The sequence below is a fragment of the Flavobacterium fluviale genome (assembly GCF_003312915.1).
In the GTDB taxonomy this organism is placed as follows: Bacteria; Bacteroidota; Bacteroidia; order Flavobacteriales; family Flavobacteriaceae; genus Flavobacterium; species Flavobacterium fluviale.
In genome coordinates, this window is the sequence record NZ_CP030261.1 from 4,592,354 (window position 1) to 4,608,669 (window position 16,316).

General features: G+C 34.3%; 15 protein-coding genes. 4 read left to right on the top strand and 11 right to left on the bottom strand.

Going from position 1 to position 16,316, the window contains the following annotated elements; translation table 11 throughout:
* Window positions 1-91 precede the first annotated feature (91 nt).
* The 10 genes from metQ to HYN86_RS19850 form a co-directional block, all read right to left on the bottom strand.
* The gene (gene metQ / locus HYN86_RS19805) at window positions 92-904 is read right to left on the bottom strand and encodes a methionine ABC transporter substrate-binding lipoprotein MetQ (RefSeq protein WP_113679613.1); all 813 of its coding nucleotides are present in this window, start codon (window positions 902-904) and stop codon (window positions 92-94) included.
* Window positions 905-949: 45 nt separating this feature from the next.
* The gene (locus tag HYN86_RS19810; protein WP_113679614.1) at window positions 950-1,603 is read right to left on the bottom strand and encodes a methionine ABC transporter permease MetI; all 654 of its coding nucleotides are present in this window, start codon (window positions 1,601-1,603) and stop codon (window positions 950-952) included.
* A complete protein-coding gene (metN, locus tag HYN86_RS19815) occupies window positions 1,596-2,627 on the bottom strand; it encodes a methionine ABC transporter ATP-binding protein MetN (RefSeq protein ID WP_113679615.1) in 1,032 nt (343 codons plus the stop codon). The genes HYN86_RS19810 and metN overlap by 8 nt, the downstream gene beginning before the upstream one ends.
* Before the next feature lie 352 nt (window positions 2,628-2,979).
* Window positions 2,980-3,984, bottom strand: a complete 1,005-nt coding sequence (locus HYN86_RS19820) for an NHL repeat-containing protein (RefSeq protein WP_230406397.1) — start codon at window positions 3,982-3,984, stop codon at window positions 2,980-2,982.
* 14 nt (window positions 3,985-3,998) lie between these two features.
* The gene (locus HYN86_RS19825) at window positions 3,999-5,213 is read right to left on the bottom strand and encodes a hypothetical protein (RefSeq protein ID WP_113679617.1); all 1,215 of its coding nucleotides are present in this window, start codon (window positions 5,211-5,213) and stop codon (window positions 3,999-4,001) included.
* Window positions 5,214-5,378: 165 nt separating this feature from the next.
* Window positions 5,379-6,497, bottom strand: coding sequence for an N-acetylglucosamine-6-phosphate deacetylase (nagA, locus tag HYN86_RS19830; protein ID WP_113679618.1), 1,119 nt, complete (start codon window positions 6,495-6,497; stop codon window positions 5,379-5,381).
* A 162-nt stretch (window positions 6,498-6,659) separates the two neighbouring features.
* Window positions 6,660-8,057, bottom strand: coding sequence for a TolC family protein (locus HYN86_RS19835; protein WP_113680013.1), 1,398 nt, complete (start codon window positions 8,055-8,057; stop codon window positions 6,660-6,662).
* Window position 8,058: 1 nt separating this feature from the next.
* A complete protein-coding gene (locus tag HYN86_RS19840) occupies window positions 8,059-9,411 on the bottom strand; it encodes an HlyD family secretion protein (RefSeq protein WP_113679619.1) in 1,353 nt (450 codons plus the stop codon).
* Between the two features lie 2 nt (window positions 9,412-9,413).
* Window positions 9,414-11,069 carry a peptidase domain-containing ABC transporter gene (locus HYN86_RS19845; RefSeq protein ID WP_113679620.1) on the bottom strand — a complete coding sequence of 552 codons (1,656 nt, stop codon included), beginning with the start codon at window positions 11,067-11,069 and terminating at the stop codon, window positions 9,414-9,416.
* A 102-nt stretch (window positions 11,070-11,171) separates the two neighbouring features.
* Window positions 11,172-11,576, bottom strand: a complete 405-nt coding sequence (locus HYN86_RS19850; protein WP_113679621.1) for a hypothetical protein — start codon at window positions 11,574-11,576, stop codon at window positions 11,172-11,174.
* A gap of 444 nt (window positions 11,577-12,020) precedes the next feature.
* On the opposite strand from HYN86_RS19850, the gene HYN86_RS19855 reads away from it, so the two are divergent.
* Together HYN86_RS19855 and pdxR are read left to right on the top strand one after the other, a co-directional pair.
* A complete protein-coding gene (locus tag HYN86_RS19855) occupies window positions 12,021-12,479 on the top strand; it encodes a DUF1810 domain-containing protein (protein WP_113679622.1) in 459 nt (152 codons plus the stop codon).
* A 204-nt stretch (window positions 12,480-12,683) separates the two neighbouring features.
* Window positions 12,684-14,096, top strand: a complete 1,413-nt coding sequence (gene pdxR / locus HYN86_RS19860) for a MocR-like pyridoxine biosynthesis transcription factor PdxR (RefSeq protein ID WP_113679623.1) — start codon at window positions 12,684-12,686, stop codon at window positions 14,094-14,096.
* A 117-nt stretch (window positions 14,097-14,213) separates the two neighbouring features.
* Here pdxR and HYN86_RS19865 read toward each other — a convergent pair whose 3' ends face one another.
* Window positions 14,214-14,477 carry a DUF2024 family protein gene (locus HYN86_RS19865; protein WP_113679624.1) on the bottom strand — a complete coding sequence of 88 codons (264 nt, stop codon included), beginning with the start codon at window positions 14,475-14,477 and terminating at the stop codon, window positions 14,214-14,216.
* A 146-nt stretch (window positions 14,478-14,623) separates the two neighbouring features.
* On the opposite strand from HYN86_RS19865, the gene HYN86_RS19870 reads away from it, so the two are divergent.
* Together HYN86_RS19870 and HYN86_RS19875 are read left to right on the top strand one after the other, a co-directional pair.
* Window positions 14,624-15,355 carry a YggS family pyridoxal phosphate-dependent enzyme gene (locus HYN86_RS19870; RefSeq protein WP_113679625.1) on the top strand — a complete coding sequence of 244 codons (732 nt, stop codon included), beginning with the start codon at window positions 14,624-14,626 and terminating at the stop codon, window positions 15,353-15,355.
* Between the two features lie 30 nt (window positions 15,356-15,385).
* The gene (locus HYN86_RS19875; RefSeq protein ID WP_113679626.1) at window positions 15,386-16,090 is read left to right on the top strand and encodes an AAA family ATPase; all 705 of its coding nucleotides are present in this window, start codon (window positions 15,386-15,388) and stop codon (window positions 16,088-16,090) included.
* Window positions 16,091-16,316: the final 226 nt, after the last annotated feature.

Consider the following 16,316-nt stretch of genomic DNA (forward strand, 5'->3'; position numbering starts at 1 on the left):
ATTTTGCTCCGCTGGAGCTCTCAATAGTGTTTAAAAAAAAAGACTGCCCCAAAAGACAGTCTTACTATAAGTAAAGATTTTAATTTTAATTTTACCATCCTTTAACAGCTCCTCCTTTAAATTCCTGCTCAGCAGCTTTTTCTACTTCAGCAGATTGAAACGCTTGTAAAAACTGTTTTACTTTTTCTTCGTTTTTATTGTCTTCACGGCTTACCACTAAATTTACATACGGAGAATCTTTATCTTCAACAAATAAAGCATCGCGCGAAGGAACTAATCCTGCTGCAGAAGCAAAAGTATTATTGATAATAGCAATAGAAACATTTTCGTCGTCTAAAGCACGAGGCAATTGCGGTGCTTCTAATTCTAAAATTTTCAAGTTTTTAGGATTACTAACAATGTCTGTAACTTTAGGAAGCAGCCCTACATTCTCTTTTAATTTCAACAAACCATTTTTTTGCAAAAGCAATAAAGAACGTCCGCCGTTTGTTGGATCATTTGGGATAATGATTGTGCTTTCGTTTTTCAATTCCGAAAGACTTTTTATTTTTTTAGAATAAGCTGCAATTGGGTAAACAAACGTTTTTCCGATGATTGCCAATTTGTAACCGCGTTGTTTCGATTGTTCGTCTAAGTATGGTTTGTGCTGAAAAGCATTCGCATCAATATCTCCTTGACTTAAAGCTTCATTTGGAATCACATAATCGTTAAAAGAAACCAATTCCACTTCTAAACCGTATTTTTCTTTTGCTACTTTTTTAGCTGCTTCTGCTACTTTTAATTCTGGTCCGGAAGCCACGCCAACTTTTATAAAATGCGGATCATTGTTTTTGCTTTTTCCGCAATTTGTTACAACAAGAGCTAAAGCTAAAATTCCGGCTGTTTTCAAGAAATTTATTTTCATGACAATTCTATTTTTAATTTTTAATTCTAATTTTTTAATTGATAATTATCTGTGATCAAATCGCTTTGATAATCTGTCTCCTGCAAACTGAATCAGGAATACTAAAATTACCAGTAACGCCAGAACCGAATTCATCGTTACGGCATCATAACCAATATATCCGTACTGATATCCCACTTGTCCGAGTCCGCCCGCACCAACAGCGCCGCCCATTGCAGAATAACCTACAAGCGTAATTAACGTAATCGATGCAGCATTTATTAATGAAGGTAAAGCCTCTGGAAGTAATACTTTGTAAACAATTTGAAGCGGCGTTGCTCCCAATGCTCTTGCAGCTTCGATTAATCCAGAAGGAAGACTTAATAAACTATTTTCGACCAATCTGGCGATAAATGGCGCCGCGCCAATGCTTAATGGAACTAATGCCGCGCTGACACCAATTGAAGTTCCTACAAGGGCACGCGTAAACGGAATCATCCAAACGATTAAAATAATGAATGGAATCGAACGAAAAATATTTACTATAACAGACAATGTTCTGTTTAAAGCCGGCTGTTCTAAGATTTGATCTTTACGCGTAAGGAACAATAAAATTCCTGTTGGAAGTCCTAGTAAAAAACCAAAAAATCCCGATACAAAAGTCATAACAATGGTTTCCCATGTTCCTTTTAACAATAATTCTATAATGGAATCAGACATAACCTATAATTTCTGTTTTAATATGTTTTGAATTAAAATATTGAATCGCAGCACTATAATTTTCGCGTTTTCCTGATAATTCAATCAGCATTACACCAAAATTTACGTCGCCTGCCTGATCCATTTGTGCACTGACAATTTTAAAATCAGTATCAAAAAGTCTTGATACTTCAGAAATTACAGGTTCGTTTACCGATTTTCCAGTCATTTCTAATTTCAATAACGGGTTCAAAGTTCCGTTATCTTCTTGTTTTAGTTTTTCCTGATAAACGGATGGAATATCAATATGTAAAGAAGATGAAATAAACTCTCTAGTCAATTCATGTTTCGGATCGGCAAAGATTTCGCCCACACTTCCCTGCTCTATTAGTTTTCCGTGACTGATTACCGCCACTTCATCACAAATAGATTTTACAACTTCCATTTGGTGCGTTATCAATAAAACGGTAATATTCAGACGTTTGTTAATGTCTTTCAATAAATTTAAAATCGATCTGGTAGTTGCAGGATCCAGCGCGCTTGTAGCTTCATCACACAAAAGCACTTTCGGGTTATTGGCTAAAGTTCTTGCAATTGCAACTCTTTGTTTCTGGCCTCCCGAAAGACTTGCAGGAAAATCATTTGCTTTTTCTGCTAAACCAACTAATTGAAGCAGTTCTAAAACACGCGTTTTAATTTCTGTTTTTGAAGTTCCTGCTAATTCCAATGGAAAAGCAACATTTTCAAAAACAGTTCGCGAAGAAAGCAGATTAAAATGCTGAAAAATCATTCCGATTTGTCTTCTTTCAATCGCCAGTTCCGAATTTGATAACTGCATAAGCGCTTTGCCGTCTACAATAATTTCTCCAGAAGTTGGTCTTTCCAATAAATTCACACAGCGAATTAAAGTACTTTTTCCAGCACCAGAAGTTCCAATTACACCAAAAATCTTCCCTGGAGGAACTCTAAGCGAGACATCAGATAAAGCAGCAACAATTCTGTCTTTCTGATGAAATGTTTTGGTTACATTTTTTAATTCAATCATTATTTAATTAAGTTTTAAAATCAAAAAAGCCTTTCAAATAGTTATGAAAGGCTTTTCGAAATAAATGTATCATTTATATATAAGCCAGATCCATACGATTCATAACAGCATCACAGCACATACTGCCGCTATAATAATTCTTCATATTCTGGTTACTATTTTTCATTGCCGCTGCAAATTTAAGTAGTTATTTTCAATTTTTCTGTAAAAACTATCAAAACTTTTATTAACCTATCAATATAGTAGACTTTTTGAAAATAAAAAAATTCAAATTCCAAATTCCAGAGTGAATTGGAATTTGGAATTTAGAATTTGGAATTTTATTTAAAGTTTTTGATTTGGACTTTAAACCCTAATTATTCTGCTCTGCAATAACAGCTTTATTCAGTTTTATAATCCTGATTTTTTTATTGGTATTGTCCGATAGAAAAATAACATCATTAAGCTGTGCCGTTCCAACAATAGTTCCGAATGGATTTTGTCCTAAAATATCCGAAGCGTTTACAACCGCTTTGTAATTTTGTTTGATAAAATCTTCTTTTGGATATAATCTTAAATACGACGCACTTCCCACATTTTCTGAAGTTACTGCCCAATCTTTGCTGAAAGAAACAGCAATTGGTTTTATATCTAAAAATTGTGTTTTCTCAGGCTCGATAGGAGTTGTTAAAGATGCCGCTGCATTTGCTTTAATATTGGCAATATTATAGTACAAATAGCTTTTCGCATCTCTTCCTGCTACCACAAGACTGCCGCCGTAAACATCCATAGAGTATACTTCTGTATAACCGTTTAAAGTATTTAGTTTGGCAATAGGCTGTAAATCCCAATCACTTGTCTCTGTAATTTGAGAGGTTTCAAATACTTTGATGAACTTTTCTTTTTCTTTCACGAATATCAATCCGTCTTTTACAACTACGCCAAAAACGTGTACAAAAGTCTTCCACCATTGTCCGTTTCCAACAGTACTGATTCCTGCATTTGTTATTTCATCAAAAACAAACAATCTCGATTCGGTGCTTCCAACATAAATACGTCCATTGTCAACAGCAACAGAAGTCAAACTCGTTAACGGAATTGTAGTTGTTCCTTTTACATATTCTTTTATCGTTTTAATATGAGCGAAAGTAACAGCATTAAAAATCTCCAAAACGTTTCCATTAACAACATATAATTTCTCGTTTGAGACTGCTATTCCTTTAGGATCAAATGCTTCTGTGCTTCCTGGAATATTTTCTGTATTAAGAACAGCTTCTTCAGTAGGATAATAATAATCGTAATTTTTAGATTCGATATCATCTTTGCTGCAATTGGTAAAAAAGCAAAGTACAAGAATTAAGGGCAAAATATTTTTCATATCTATTTTATATTTTAATTCCATTTTCCGTCGCCTTTGTATTTAAGCAAAAATGGATTTTTTGGATTAACGGTGAATACTGGCTTTTTATAAGTTCCTTTTACATAATTTGTTTTAGCATAGGTTTTTAAAACATCTGGATCTGTAAAAGGAAGGTCATTTAAATAAATCAAATATTTATAAAAATGAGTCAGCATTTCCTGCTGTCCGCCTCCTTCTCCGCTATTTGCCAAATTACTGCTGTGGCTGAAACCAATGTGATGCGAATATTCATGCGACCAAACTGACATTTCTCCTAACCAATGTCCGGTAACATATCCAGATTCCCACTGCGATGCCAATGCGCCCCCGCCCCATGCAGAGTCTCCGCCAACCATTGCCATATAAACGGCTCTTTTGTCCAGATAATTCCAATATATTTTTTCAATTTCTTCTTTTGAAAGATAATCGTAAACTCCGTCAACGTCATCAGCATTTCCGTGCCAGTTCAACGCTCCGTTTACAGCAGTTCCCGCCAAAGCAGCCTGCTCTTCTTTGTATTTATCAAAATTGGTAAAAGTGCTGTAATATAAAGGATGACTCAAAGCATAAGAATAATTGATAATCATTGTGATAGCTTCTTTTGCCAAAGCTGGGTTCATTGGAAGATATTTGCCAAGTTCGTTAATATGATAACCATCATGGAACTGAACCAAGTGATTTGATTTTATTTTTTTGAGTTTTTGAAATAGAGGATCTTCAGATTCAACCGAAAATTGAATTGCGCCCGAAGAGAATCCTGCGATTTTGTCAATTGTTACCGTGTTTCCAGTTTCTAACAAATAATCATTTTTCTGTTCTGTTAAAGGTATTTTATGAAACGAACGGTGAAAAGCAGGAACTTTTGAAAAGCTGTAAAGCAAAAATCTCTTATCGTAATTTGGCAGTTTTGCATAAATTTTTACATCAGTAAGTCCAACAGGCGAATAAAGCGAAATCTGTACAGAATCTTTTCCTTTTTGAATCACCTGCAGCGGCTCATTTACTCTAAACCATCGATCTGTTTTATCGTACATTCTTGCTGGATCTTCGTCATCAGCAAACATGGTCATCGGGTGATTTTCTGCGGGTAAAGCTGCAGCATCAATGCTTGGAAGGTAATTTGGTTTGTACGAATCTCCATCGTCACTGCAGCCAAAAATTATACTTGAAAGTAACGCAAGTACAATGTAGTGAGTTTTTTTTCTCATTTTAAGTAAGTAGGTTTGGGGTTAAATATGCGCACAAAACTATCAATATGCTTTTTAAAAACAAACAGATTGAAAGAAAAGTATGAAATTAATTGTACTAAAAGTAAAATTATCCAGACGCTACAGTACTTAAAAGTTATATTTTAAGCTTAAAAAAAATGTATTTTACGTTAAATCTAACGTTTCGATTCTAGATAAATCAGCATTAAATTTTACAAATGATGCAGGAAATCCAACTTTAATTTTTCCGATTTTATCCTGCATCCCAATTGCTGCTGCAACTCTTGAAGATGCCATTTTTACAGCTTCATCTGCTGTAACATGAAGATGATTATAGGCATTTTGCACTGCTTCTGCCATTGATATTGCCGCACCGGCCAGATTGCCGTCTTCATTTCTGTAGAAACCATTTTCTAAATGAGCATCAAAATTTTCCCATTTAAAATTGGATACTTTTCGGCCTAAAAAAGTTGCATCGCTGATTAGAAAGAATTTGTCTTTTTTAAGTTTGTAAGCCACTTTGGCCGCTGCATAATCACAATGTACGCCGTCCAGAATAACTGGAGCGTAAACTTCTTCGTTTTCAAAAACTGCCCCAACCAAACCTGGTTCGCGATGCCCAAACTGTGTCATGGCGTTAAATAAATGCGTTACAAGATTTATTCCTTTGGAAAAATAAAACTGTGCTTCTTTATGGGTTATGGTCGAATGTCCTATTGAGATTGTGATACCGCTTTCGATGAGCATATTTAACTGTTCTTCTGTAAAACACTCGGGAGCGATGGTAATTACTTTTATGACATCTTTTCCTTTTTCGATAATTTCTTTCAGTTCCTCATTTGTTGGTTTTCGAACTTGATCCATACTGTGAGCGCCACGCCTTAACGGATTTAAAAACGGACCTTCCAAATGCATTCCGATAACGCCATTATTATACTTTTTCATGTACGCACGAACGGCTTCAATTCCTTCTAAAATGGTTTCTCTTGAAGAAGAAATCAAACAAGGTAAAACATGTGTTGTGCCGTATTTCAAGCTTGAATCGTAAATATCCTGAATAGTTTCCTCGTTTGGAGTCTGACTGAAATAAAACTTTTCGCCGCCATTAATCTGAATATCTATAAAACCAGCTGCAAGATGACTGCCGCCTAAATCAATTTTTTCGATATCATTTGGAATTTTATTTTGAACCGAAATAACAATTCCGTTTTCTACAATTACAACTCCATTCTCCACTATTTCGTCACCTGTATGCACAACAGCATTTACAATTGCCTGCTTCATCTTTAATTGATTTCTTTTAATTTTTAACTCAGAAATGAAAAGAGAAAGGTCGCATTATTTCTCTAAATAAAAAAGCTTCAGAAAAAATCTGAAGCTTTTTTGAATTTAAATTCTGAAAATTAATATAGTACAGCTATTGCAAACTGCATATTTGAATAGGTATTAGTCTGGATTTGCCAATATTTTGTACAACTCGGCATTAGAAAGATAAAACTGATTTTCTAAACTGATTTGAGATAACTTGGCACTTACCAGATTATTTTCTCTCGAATTAATTAAGAAAATAGAACTTTCTCCAAATGAAAACAGTTTCTCTTCTGAATCCAGCATTGTCATATAATCGTTAACAAGATTATCGATTACAGTTTTCTGTCTTCTTAAAGATGCGATTTCTGTCTGCTGTGCTTTTATTTTATTTTTAAGTTCCAATCGCTGCTGTCCAATGTCGAACTGCAGATCCTGAATTTTAATTTTAGCCATTTTTAAATTTCCTCTTTCTTTTCTTAAGAAAATAGGAAAACTAAAATCGATATTAAACTTATAATCATCTGCATTAAAAGTATTCCAGTATTGCGGTTCTGAAATATAATTGTAACCAACATTTACTTTAGGCAGAAGTGAATTTGCTTTTAACTGCCTGTTCACTTCCAAAATAGACATTTTAGTTTCTAACGATTGTATTTTCGGATGCGAATCCAGCGATTCAACATCAACCATCATAGCATCTGTTCTTAAAGTTTCTTCAATCGTCTGACCTAAATTCTGCTCTGGTTTTACAAAATCTCCTAATTCAACCGGAACATTTTCGATCCACAAATAATTAGCCAGATTAAGTTTTGCTTTTGCCAGTTTCAGATTTGCATTTTCTACATTTAATTCTCTGTTTCTTACCGTAATTCGAGCTTCAACGCTGTCAATTGCAGGCGAATCTCCAGATTCAATTAATTTTTTAACGCCAGAAAAACGTGTACTTGCAAAGCCTAAGTAATTTTTATACAATTCCGCTTCGTTGTAGCTTCTTCTCCAGTCGAAATAAGCTTCACTAGCTTTGTACAAAACGGCGATAGCTCTTAGTTTTCTTTCGGCATCACTTAATTTAACCTGAAGTTTTCCTTCTCTCAAATCAGCCATTCGCTGATTGATAAACATTCCCTGTCCTAAAGCAACGCTGATTCCGAGCGATGTTAAACCTGGTTCCGGCGTACGATTCTGCGGGTTGTAATATTGTCCGTCTGTGTCATCAAAACCAGCTTTAATTTCTATTCCGTACCAAGTTGGAATTTTGAAACTGCTGTTTAATAATGAATAATATTCGGTTCCTTTAAATTCTTTCTTATTATAATCTACTTCAATTTTTGGATCAAAGCCCCCACGCGCCGCCATTAATCTCGCCTGCGCATTGCTTACTTCAAGATTGGCTTGTTTTACGAGCGGATGGTATTTTTTAACGTATCCTAAGAACTCGCTGAAACTCAGCTCTTCTTCGTTAAAATTCTGACTTTGAAGCGAAGAAAAACTCAGTAGAAATAAGAAAGAAAGCAATTTTACAAGATTTCTCATTTTATTTTTTCTCCTTTCCTTTTTCTTCTTTTTCACCTGAATTGTAATAGTTTGGCGGGAAACCATTTAAGTTTCGCCAAATTTCATACCATACAGAAACCGTTTCGAGCAAAGCAATACTTTGTGCTCCGGCACCAATACTTAATTCTTTTGGCCAGTGACGATCTGCTCCATCCGGCGAAACCAAAATTCTGTATTTCCCGTTTGGACTAATAAAGTTTTCTATCGCCACGACTTTACCTCCATAAGTCCCGTATGATAATCCCGGCCATCCAGAAAATACGATTCTAGGCCATCCGTCAAACCAAACACGAACTTTTGCACCGCGGTGAACAAGCGGTAAATCGATAGGATCTACGTAAGTTTCTACCGCAATATCATATTTAGACGGCATAATACTGACAACTGGTGTTCCTTCTTTAATAGTTTCTCCAAGACCAGCCAGCAAAGCACGATTGACATAACCGCTCTGAGGTGCTGTAATGTAATATAAACCATTTCTCAATCTGTAATTGGTATACTGATTTTCCAGTTTATTTACCTGAGCTTCTGTATCGTACTGTGTACTTAAAGCTGTAAATTTATCACTTCTTGATTTTGATATTTTTTCAGCATATTCAGCCGTAATTCTATTGATTTCAACTTTAGCGTTTATCAGTTCGTTTCTGCTGCTTAAAAGTTTGTTTTCCTGTGTAATAATATATGCTTCAGATTCTTGCAGTTTTAATCTTTTCTGCTCGACATCTGTCATTGGTTTTAAACCTTCTTTATTTAATGCTGTAGAACGATCGAATTGTGTTTTTGCAATTCGCAGCTGCGTTCTTACTGCAACAAGGTCCATACTGTCACTTTTTATTTTCAGCTGTGCCTGACGAATTTTATTCTGCGCCTGCTGCAATTTCAATTGTCTTTCTGTTGTAAGCGACTGTGCCTGAACGTCAAGAGAACCTACTTTGTCGCCGTAAGATTCTGCTGCCATTTTTTTAGCATCAACTTGTTCTTTGGTATTTGCAACCAAATTTGGATCTAAATAATCTTCTTTGATCTCTGAAATGAAAAGAACAGTATCTCCTTTTTTTACATAATCACCTTCTTTTACATACCATTTTTCAATACGGCCTGCAATCGCATTGTGAACCGTTTGCGGTCTTTGATCTGGTTTTAAAGTTGTCACAGAACCGCTTCCTGAAATATTCTGTGTCCAAGGCAGAAAAAGACAGCAGACAAGAAAAATCAAAAATCCGATTATGACTTTATTTAAAATTCTATAATGTGGTCTGCGGGCAACGCTTGTAATCGATTTGTATTTGCCCGGAGTTATAAGTACGTTATTATCTTTGGATATATTGAGCATGATTAAAGCTTTATGTCGTTAATAATTTTTCCGTCATCAATCGTGATCATACGGCTGCATTTGCTTTTCCAAATATCACTTTTAGAAGTTACAATTACAGTCCAGTCGTTTTCATCAGAAAGTAAAAAATCAACAATTTTGTTCGAAGTTAATTCGTCCATTTTATCAACAGGATCTTCCAAGAATAAGATATTCGGTTTCCCAACTATACTTCTGGCCAAAAGAATCTTCTGTACATCTGAAGCAGAAAGTTCGCGTCCGCCTGGATGAATTTGATTATCGAGTCCGTTCTCAAAAGTTTTAATATATGGCGTTAAACCAACATTATCTAAAGCCCATTTTAAATCATCACTGTTTAATGTCTCGTTTCCGAAAACAATATTCTCGCGGATTGTACCCGCAAAAAGTGTATCGCCTTGAAGAAAAGTCCCCGCCTGAGCTCTGTAAGTATCTTCGTTAAGACGGTTCATATAATTATCGGTAACATACATAGCGCCGCTTTCTGGCTCTAAAACTCCAGAGAGAAGTCGCAATAAAGTACTTTTTCCAGCTCCGTTTGTTCCTGTAAGAATAATTTTTTCGCCCTGAGAAATTTTCAAATTAATATTCTTAAGCGATTTTTTGCCATGTTCTGGATAATGGTAACTGATGCTTTCTGTTTCGATATTAATTCCTTTTTCCGTTTTATCAGAAGTCTGCGGAATACATGAAATCTCCATGTCAGTAACCTGTCCAATTTTTTCAACAGAAGTCAAAACATCGTAGAAAGATTCCAGTCCGAAGATAATTTTCTCAACAGAGTTAATCAATAATACGATTACAATTTCAGCTGCTACGAACTGCCCTATGTTCATTTGGTGGTGAATTACCAGAAAACCACCGATAGACAATAAGGCAGCGGTAACAATTACTTTAAAAATAGTCAGCTGTATATATTGTTTTTTCATTACCTGAAAGTGCTTTTCACGGTAATTTACATATTGGCTTACATAGCCGTCATTTCTATCTAAGGCATATTCAAAAGCACCTTTTCTGCGGAAACTTTCTCTATTGCGGGCAATTTCCTGAAGCCATGCTGCCACCTTATATTTAAACTTCGATTCGTTCAAACTGGTTTCGAGACCATCTTTGTACGAAAACTTAAAAATGACATATAAGATAACAATGAAAAGAAGTCCGATAACCATAAAGAATGAATGGTACAGTACTAATAAAATAATACCCAGACCCACTTGAAGAAATGCTGTACAGAAATCAAGCAGTAATTTTGCCGTTCCTTTCTGCACCATAAGAGTATCAAAGAAACGATTGGCTTTTTCGGGCGCATATTCAGAATACATTTCTTTAAATTTAATTAAAGGCATTCTGTATGCAAATTCAAATGAAGAACGAACGAAAATTCGCTGCTGCAGATTTTCTACTATACGAAGCTGTAAGATCGTTAAAATCCCGCCAAAACCAACTCCAATTGTAACTAAAACTACGAGAACGATCCAAGAAACGCTCAGCTGTCCGCTTTGAATAAAATTAATAATAGCCTGGATTCCCAAAGGGAGTGAAAGGTTGACTAACCCTCCAAAAGCAGCATAGAAGATAATTTGATATACATCGCGCTTATCGAGCTGCAATAAGTTATAAAAACGTTTTAATGGTGTCATGAATGTAAGTATAAATACAAGATTATTACATAGAATAAATATACGGCAAAAACCGCATTCGAGATTAAGATTTTTATCCTAATCCCTAAAAAAAACAAGTATCTATGAATTCATCCGAGGAGGCGGTAAATGAATTTTACCATGAAAACCAAACGAGAAAATGGGGTTATTAATATAGTTTTTCCCTTTTGTTTCGATTTGAAAATAAAAATTAGGCATCATTGATTCTATCGAAATCAAGTATTCCATTGCTGGAATTCCTTTCGCTAATTTCGCCGTTTTTGTGTCTTTTGTTTCGTAGTCATCCAATTCTTCTGGAATTCCGTCACACTTAAAAACTTTCTTTAGAAAATTACATGCAATTCCCTTTACGGTATAGGTTTCGGCATTATCGCTTATAATTCTTCCGAAACTATTAGAAATGTTTACACTGCTGATTAAAAAATAGCCGACTAGTAACACCTGAAGGCATTTGCTAAAAAAGCTATTTTTAATCTTATTCAACATTTTCTAAAAAATAAAAGTTACATCGCCAATAAAATTCCCGAAAGACTTTAACCAAACACTTTAAATATTCTTAAGTCTTTTTTGCCTCTAAATTTACTTTTCAGTCTAAAAAACCACTTTCGATTTTATCCAAAACCTCAGTGATTTAGAGCAATCATCCTAATTTTTATGAGCGCGCAATTTAGAGCCATTTTTTTTGCAGAACATTAAAATAACATTAGAATTTAACTGTTTTTAAAACTTTAAAAATAAATTAACAGGACATTCCTACACTTTGTAAATTATCGAAATTATATAACACCACGCTGTAATTCTATAACTCCCAAATAGATATGAATTCTACTTTTGATAATCGAAATTTTCGATAAAATTTAATAAAAGATTAAACAAGTGTTACCGATTAAACAAACCCGATTCATAAACCATTTAATATATAATCAAGAGATGATCTACGCAAAAAATGATTTGACCCGATTTTTAGATGCACAAAATAAACTTTATCTGACTGCTCTTTCTGAGATAAAAAAAGGAAAAAAAGAAACACACTGGATGTGGTTTATTTTTCCGCAGATAAAAGGATTGGGAAAAAGTGCACTCTCTGATTATTATGCAGTTGCAGATCTTAAAGAGGCAACTGAATTTTTAAATCACCCGATTTTAGCCAAACATTTAATTGAAATCTCAAAATTACTTTTGACTTTAAAGAAAAAGTCAGCAGAAGGTATTTTGGGAGAACTTGGTGCAAGAAAACTTCATTCGTCAATGAGTTTATTTGTTCAAGTAGAAAATGCTGATCCTGTTTTTCAAGAAGTTCTGGATACTTTTTTCTACGGACATTTAGATCAAATGACTTTAAACTTTACTAAAAAAGCCGTTAGACAGCCAGAAGCTGTTCTTTCTTAATACTCTCTTAGGTCTCTAAAAATCGGTTATTTCAAAATTGAGATAACCGATTTTTTTTTACGCGCAATATAAGTCAGATAGCGACTATAATATTGAATTCCATATTCAAATTTTTCCTTAAACAAAATTTAAATCATTCCTTTTATAATTATTGTAAATTTGGACTACTTTTATTCAACAGTAAACCAATAATAAACAGTCCAGATGCTTCGTCCTTGGTCCTTAGAAATTCAGCTAGACAAAAAATCAGATAAAGCAGTTTATCTGCAAATTGCCGATGCTGTAATTGATGCCGTAAAAATAGGAAAATTGGTAAGCGGTAATGCGCTTCCGGGAAGCAGGCAGCTTGCCCAACTTTTAAAAGTCAATAGAAATACTGTTGTGGAAGCTTTGGATGTATTGACTGCAGAAGGCTGGCTGATAACCATTGACCGAAAAGGAACTTTTGTAACAGATTCACTTCCACAATTAATTCCTTCTTCCAAAACTAAAAACGATATAAAAACTACGGTTGAAGAACCCAAAAGTTTTTTAGTTTTTGATGACGGACTTCCAGACAGCCGACTTGCCCCAATGAATGATTTGGCAAGAGCCTATCGCGAATTGTTCAGTCGGAAATCGCGCTGGCAGATTATGGGCTACAGCAGTGAATTGGGAAATTTGGAATTTAGAAAATCGATTGCTCAAATGCTGAATTTTAAACGCGGCATGAGTATCTCTCAAGATCAAATCTGCATTACTCGCGGCAGCCAGATGGCGATGTATCTTGCTTCGCATTGTCTTCTGAATTCTGGAGATGCTATCTTAATCGAAAATCCTGGATATAAACCCGCTTGGGATGCCTTTGAAAATGCAGGCGCAAAATTGCTTCCTGTTGATGTGGATTCTGACGGATTAAATATCGAGCAAGTCGAAGACTATCTTCAAAAACATTCTAATATAAAAGCGATTTATGTTACACCTCATCATCAATTTCCGACTACTGTAACTTTATCTTTAAAAAAGAGATTAAAATTGATCGAATTATCCAATCAATATGGTTTTACTATTATTGAGGATGATTATGATAATGAATTTCATTTCGGACAAAGACCAATTCTTCCAATTTCCAGTTATTCGGGTTTGAGAAACTACATATATATTGGGACTTTTAGTAAGATCGTTGCTCCCGCGCTGCGGATTGGTTATTTAGTGAGTACTGCTGAAAATATTCAGAAAATAGGAAATCATAGAAAAATTATCGATGTCCAGGGCGATAATATTATGGAAGAAGCGATTTTAAATCTTATTAATGAAGGGAAAATAAAACGGCATCTTAAGAAAGCCAATTTAGTTTACAAAACCAAAAGAGATTATTTCGAAAGTATTTTAAATCAATATCTTCAAAACAAAATCACTTTTACCAAACCAGAAGGAGGTTTAGCTTTTTGGATCGTTCCTAAATCAGAAATAAATGTTTTGGAAGTTTACGAAAAACTAAAATCACAAGGCATTCAGATTATGAGTCCAGAAAAATTTAGTTATGAGAAACCTATTAAAGGATTTCGTCTTGGTTATGCTTCTCTTTCAGAAAAACAAATGGAAGAAGGTTTAAAAGCGCTTTCAAGATTACTATAAAATTAAACGCAGATTTCACGGATTTGCTATCGCAAAGACACAGATAAAACTGATTTTAAAATCAGCGTAAATCAGCGTTTTCGCGAGAGCAATCCGTTTTATCTGCTTGCAATTATTTTAATTACAATTTTCCATTTCAATAATAGAAAATCCATTTTCCCGAATTTGATTTTCAACTTCAATCGGTGCTTTATCGATGTGACAGAAACGGCATTCTTTAGAAGATAAAGTCTGTCCTTCCTGCGCTACACTTTTCAGGTATTTTTTTCCGTATTCATAAACTTGTTCCGCATCATTAATATTTTCATCTACCAAAATATCAAAATGCATAATTTTTCCGTCTTTGCGGGTTACATAAGTATCCCAAACTGCTATTTTCATAATTTATTTTTTTTAGTTGTTAACGTTCTTCCTTTATTATAGTACAAAGTTATAACGGGTTTCAAGTTACTGGATCATCCAGTTTTTTCATTTTTTGAAATGTACTGGTCCAGTAGAATTTTGTGGTTTAGATTTAATTTTGCATTATGAAAAACGATATAATTTTTAATTTACTAAAGGTGCATCAGCGTATTGAAAATGCCTGTAAAATCTCCGGACGAAATCCGAAAGATGTACAGCTTTTATTGGCCACAAAGACAGTTCCTGCTGCAAAAATTAAAATTGCAATAGAGGCTGGTGAAACTTTGATGGGCGAAAATAAAATGCAGGAATTACGGGATAAAGATTTTGAGTTGAAAAATATGCCTGTCGAGCGTCATTTTATTGGTCATCTTCAAACTAATAAAGTCAAAGATGTTTTAAAATATGTAAGTTGCATTCAGTCTGTTGACCGATTAAATCTTGCTGATGAACTGCATAAGCAATTACAAAATCAAAACAGAAAACTGGACATTTTTGTGCAGGTCAATACTTCTTACGAAGAGAGCAAATTCGGATTACCGCCAGATGAAGTTTTGTCTTTCATTAAAAAAATTAAAAGCTACGAAACCTTAAATATCAAAGGTTTAATGACAATTGGTTTACTAGATGTTGAAAAACAAAAAATGATTCCATCGTTACGACTTTTAAGAACAATTCGCGACGAAATTTATGCGGAGGGAATTGAAGGATTAACCGATTTAAAACTTTCTATGGGAATGTCTCAAGATCTTGAACTTGCGATTGCAGAAGGCTCCAATATAGTTAGGATTGGAACGTCTATCTTCGGAAACCGTTTCTTAGGAAAGGAAATCTGGAATGAAAACATTGCAGAATAAAACTTAATTTTGCAGCAAATTAAACAGCAGATGAACCTGAATGATCTTACCGTAATCGATACCGAAAAAATTGCTTTAGACGATTTGTTTTTTACTGATGAAAATAAATTGGCACTACTCCAAATTATTAAAGAGCATGAATATATGGAGGAATTAAAGAAATACAATCTTAAAGTTGACAATAAGATTTTATTGCACGGAAGTTCTGGATGTGGTAAAACGACGACTGCAAAAGCAATTGCAAATACTTTAAATAAGAAAATTATCATTGTAAACCTCAGCACGGTAATCGATGCGAGAATTGGAGAAACTTCAAAAAATTTAAAAGCAATTTTCGACAAAGCTATTCGAGAAAGAGCTGTTTTATTTTTGGATGAATTTGATCAAATAGGCAAAAGCCGAGACAGCGATGATAAAGATGTAGGCGAAATGAGACGCTTGGTCAATACTATCATTCAGCTTTTTGATTATTTCCCCGCTGATAGTTTATTGATTTGTGCCACGAATCATTATGAAATTATTGACAGCGCTTTATTAAGAAGATTTCAGCTTCGTTTGAAATATGAAATGCCGTCTGAAAAGCAGCTGGATATTTATTACGATAAAATTGTAAGTCAATTTCCTGTTGACTATCAAAATATAGAAAGACGTTATGCTATTTCTTACGCTGAAGCTTTAGATTATATTCATACTTCCATGAAAAAGCAGATTATTGCCGCTTTAGAAACAAAATAAAAAAAATTAAATTGGAATTATTTTTTAAAGTTCCATAGAAACGTTTGATTTTAATATCTTTTTTAATCATCAGAAGTAACAAACATTCCAACGGAACGTTTTTGTAATGGCTATTATATTTTTTCTACCAATGAAACGTTCCGAGGGAACACATAACTGCATGACAAATTTTAATTTTACATACACTTTACTATGAAAAGAGCTGCTGTAGAATTAAAAAACCCGC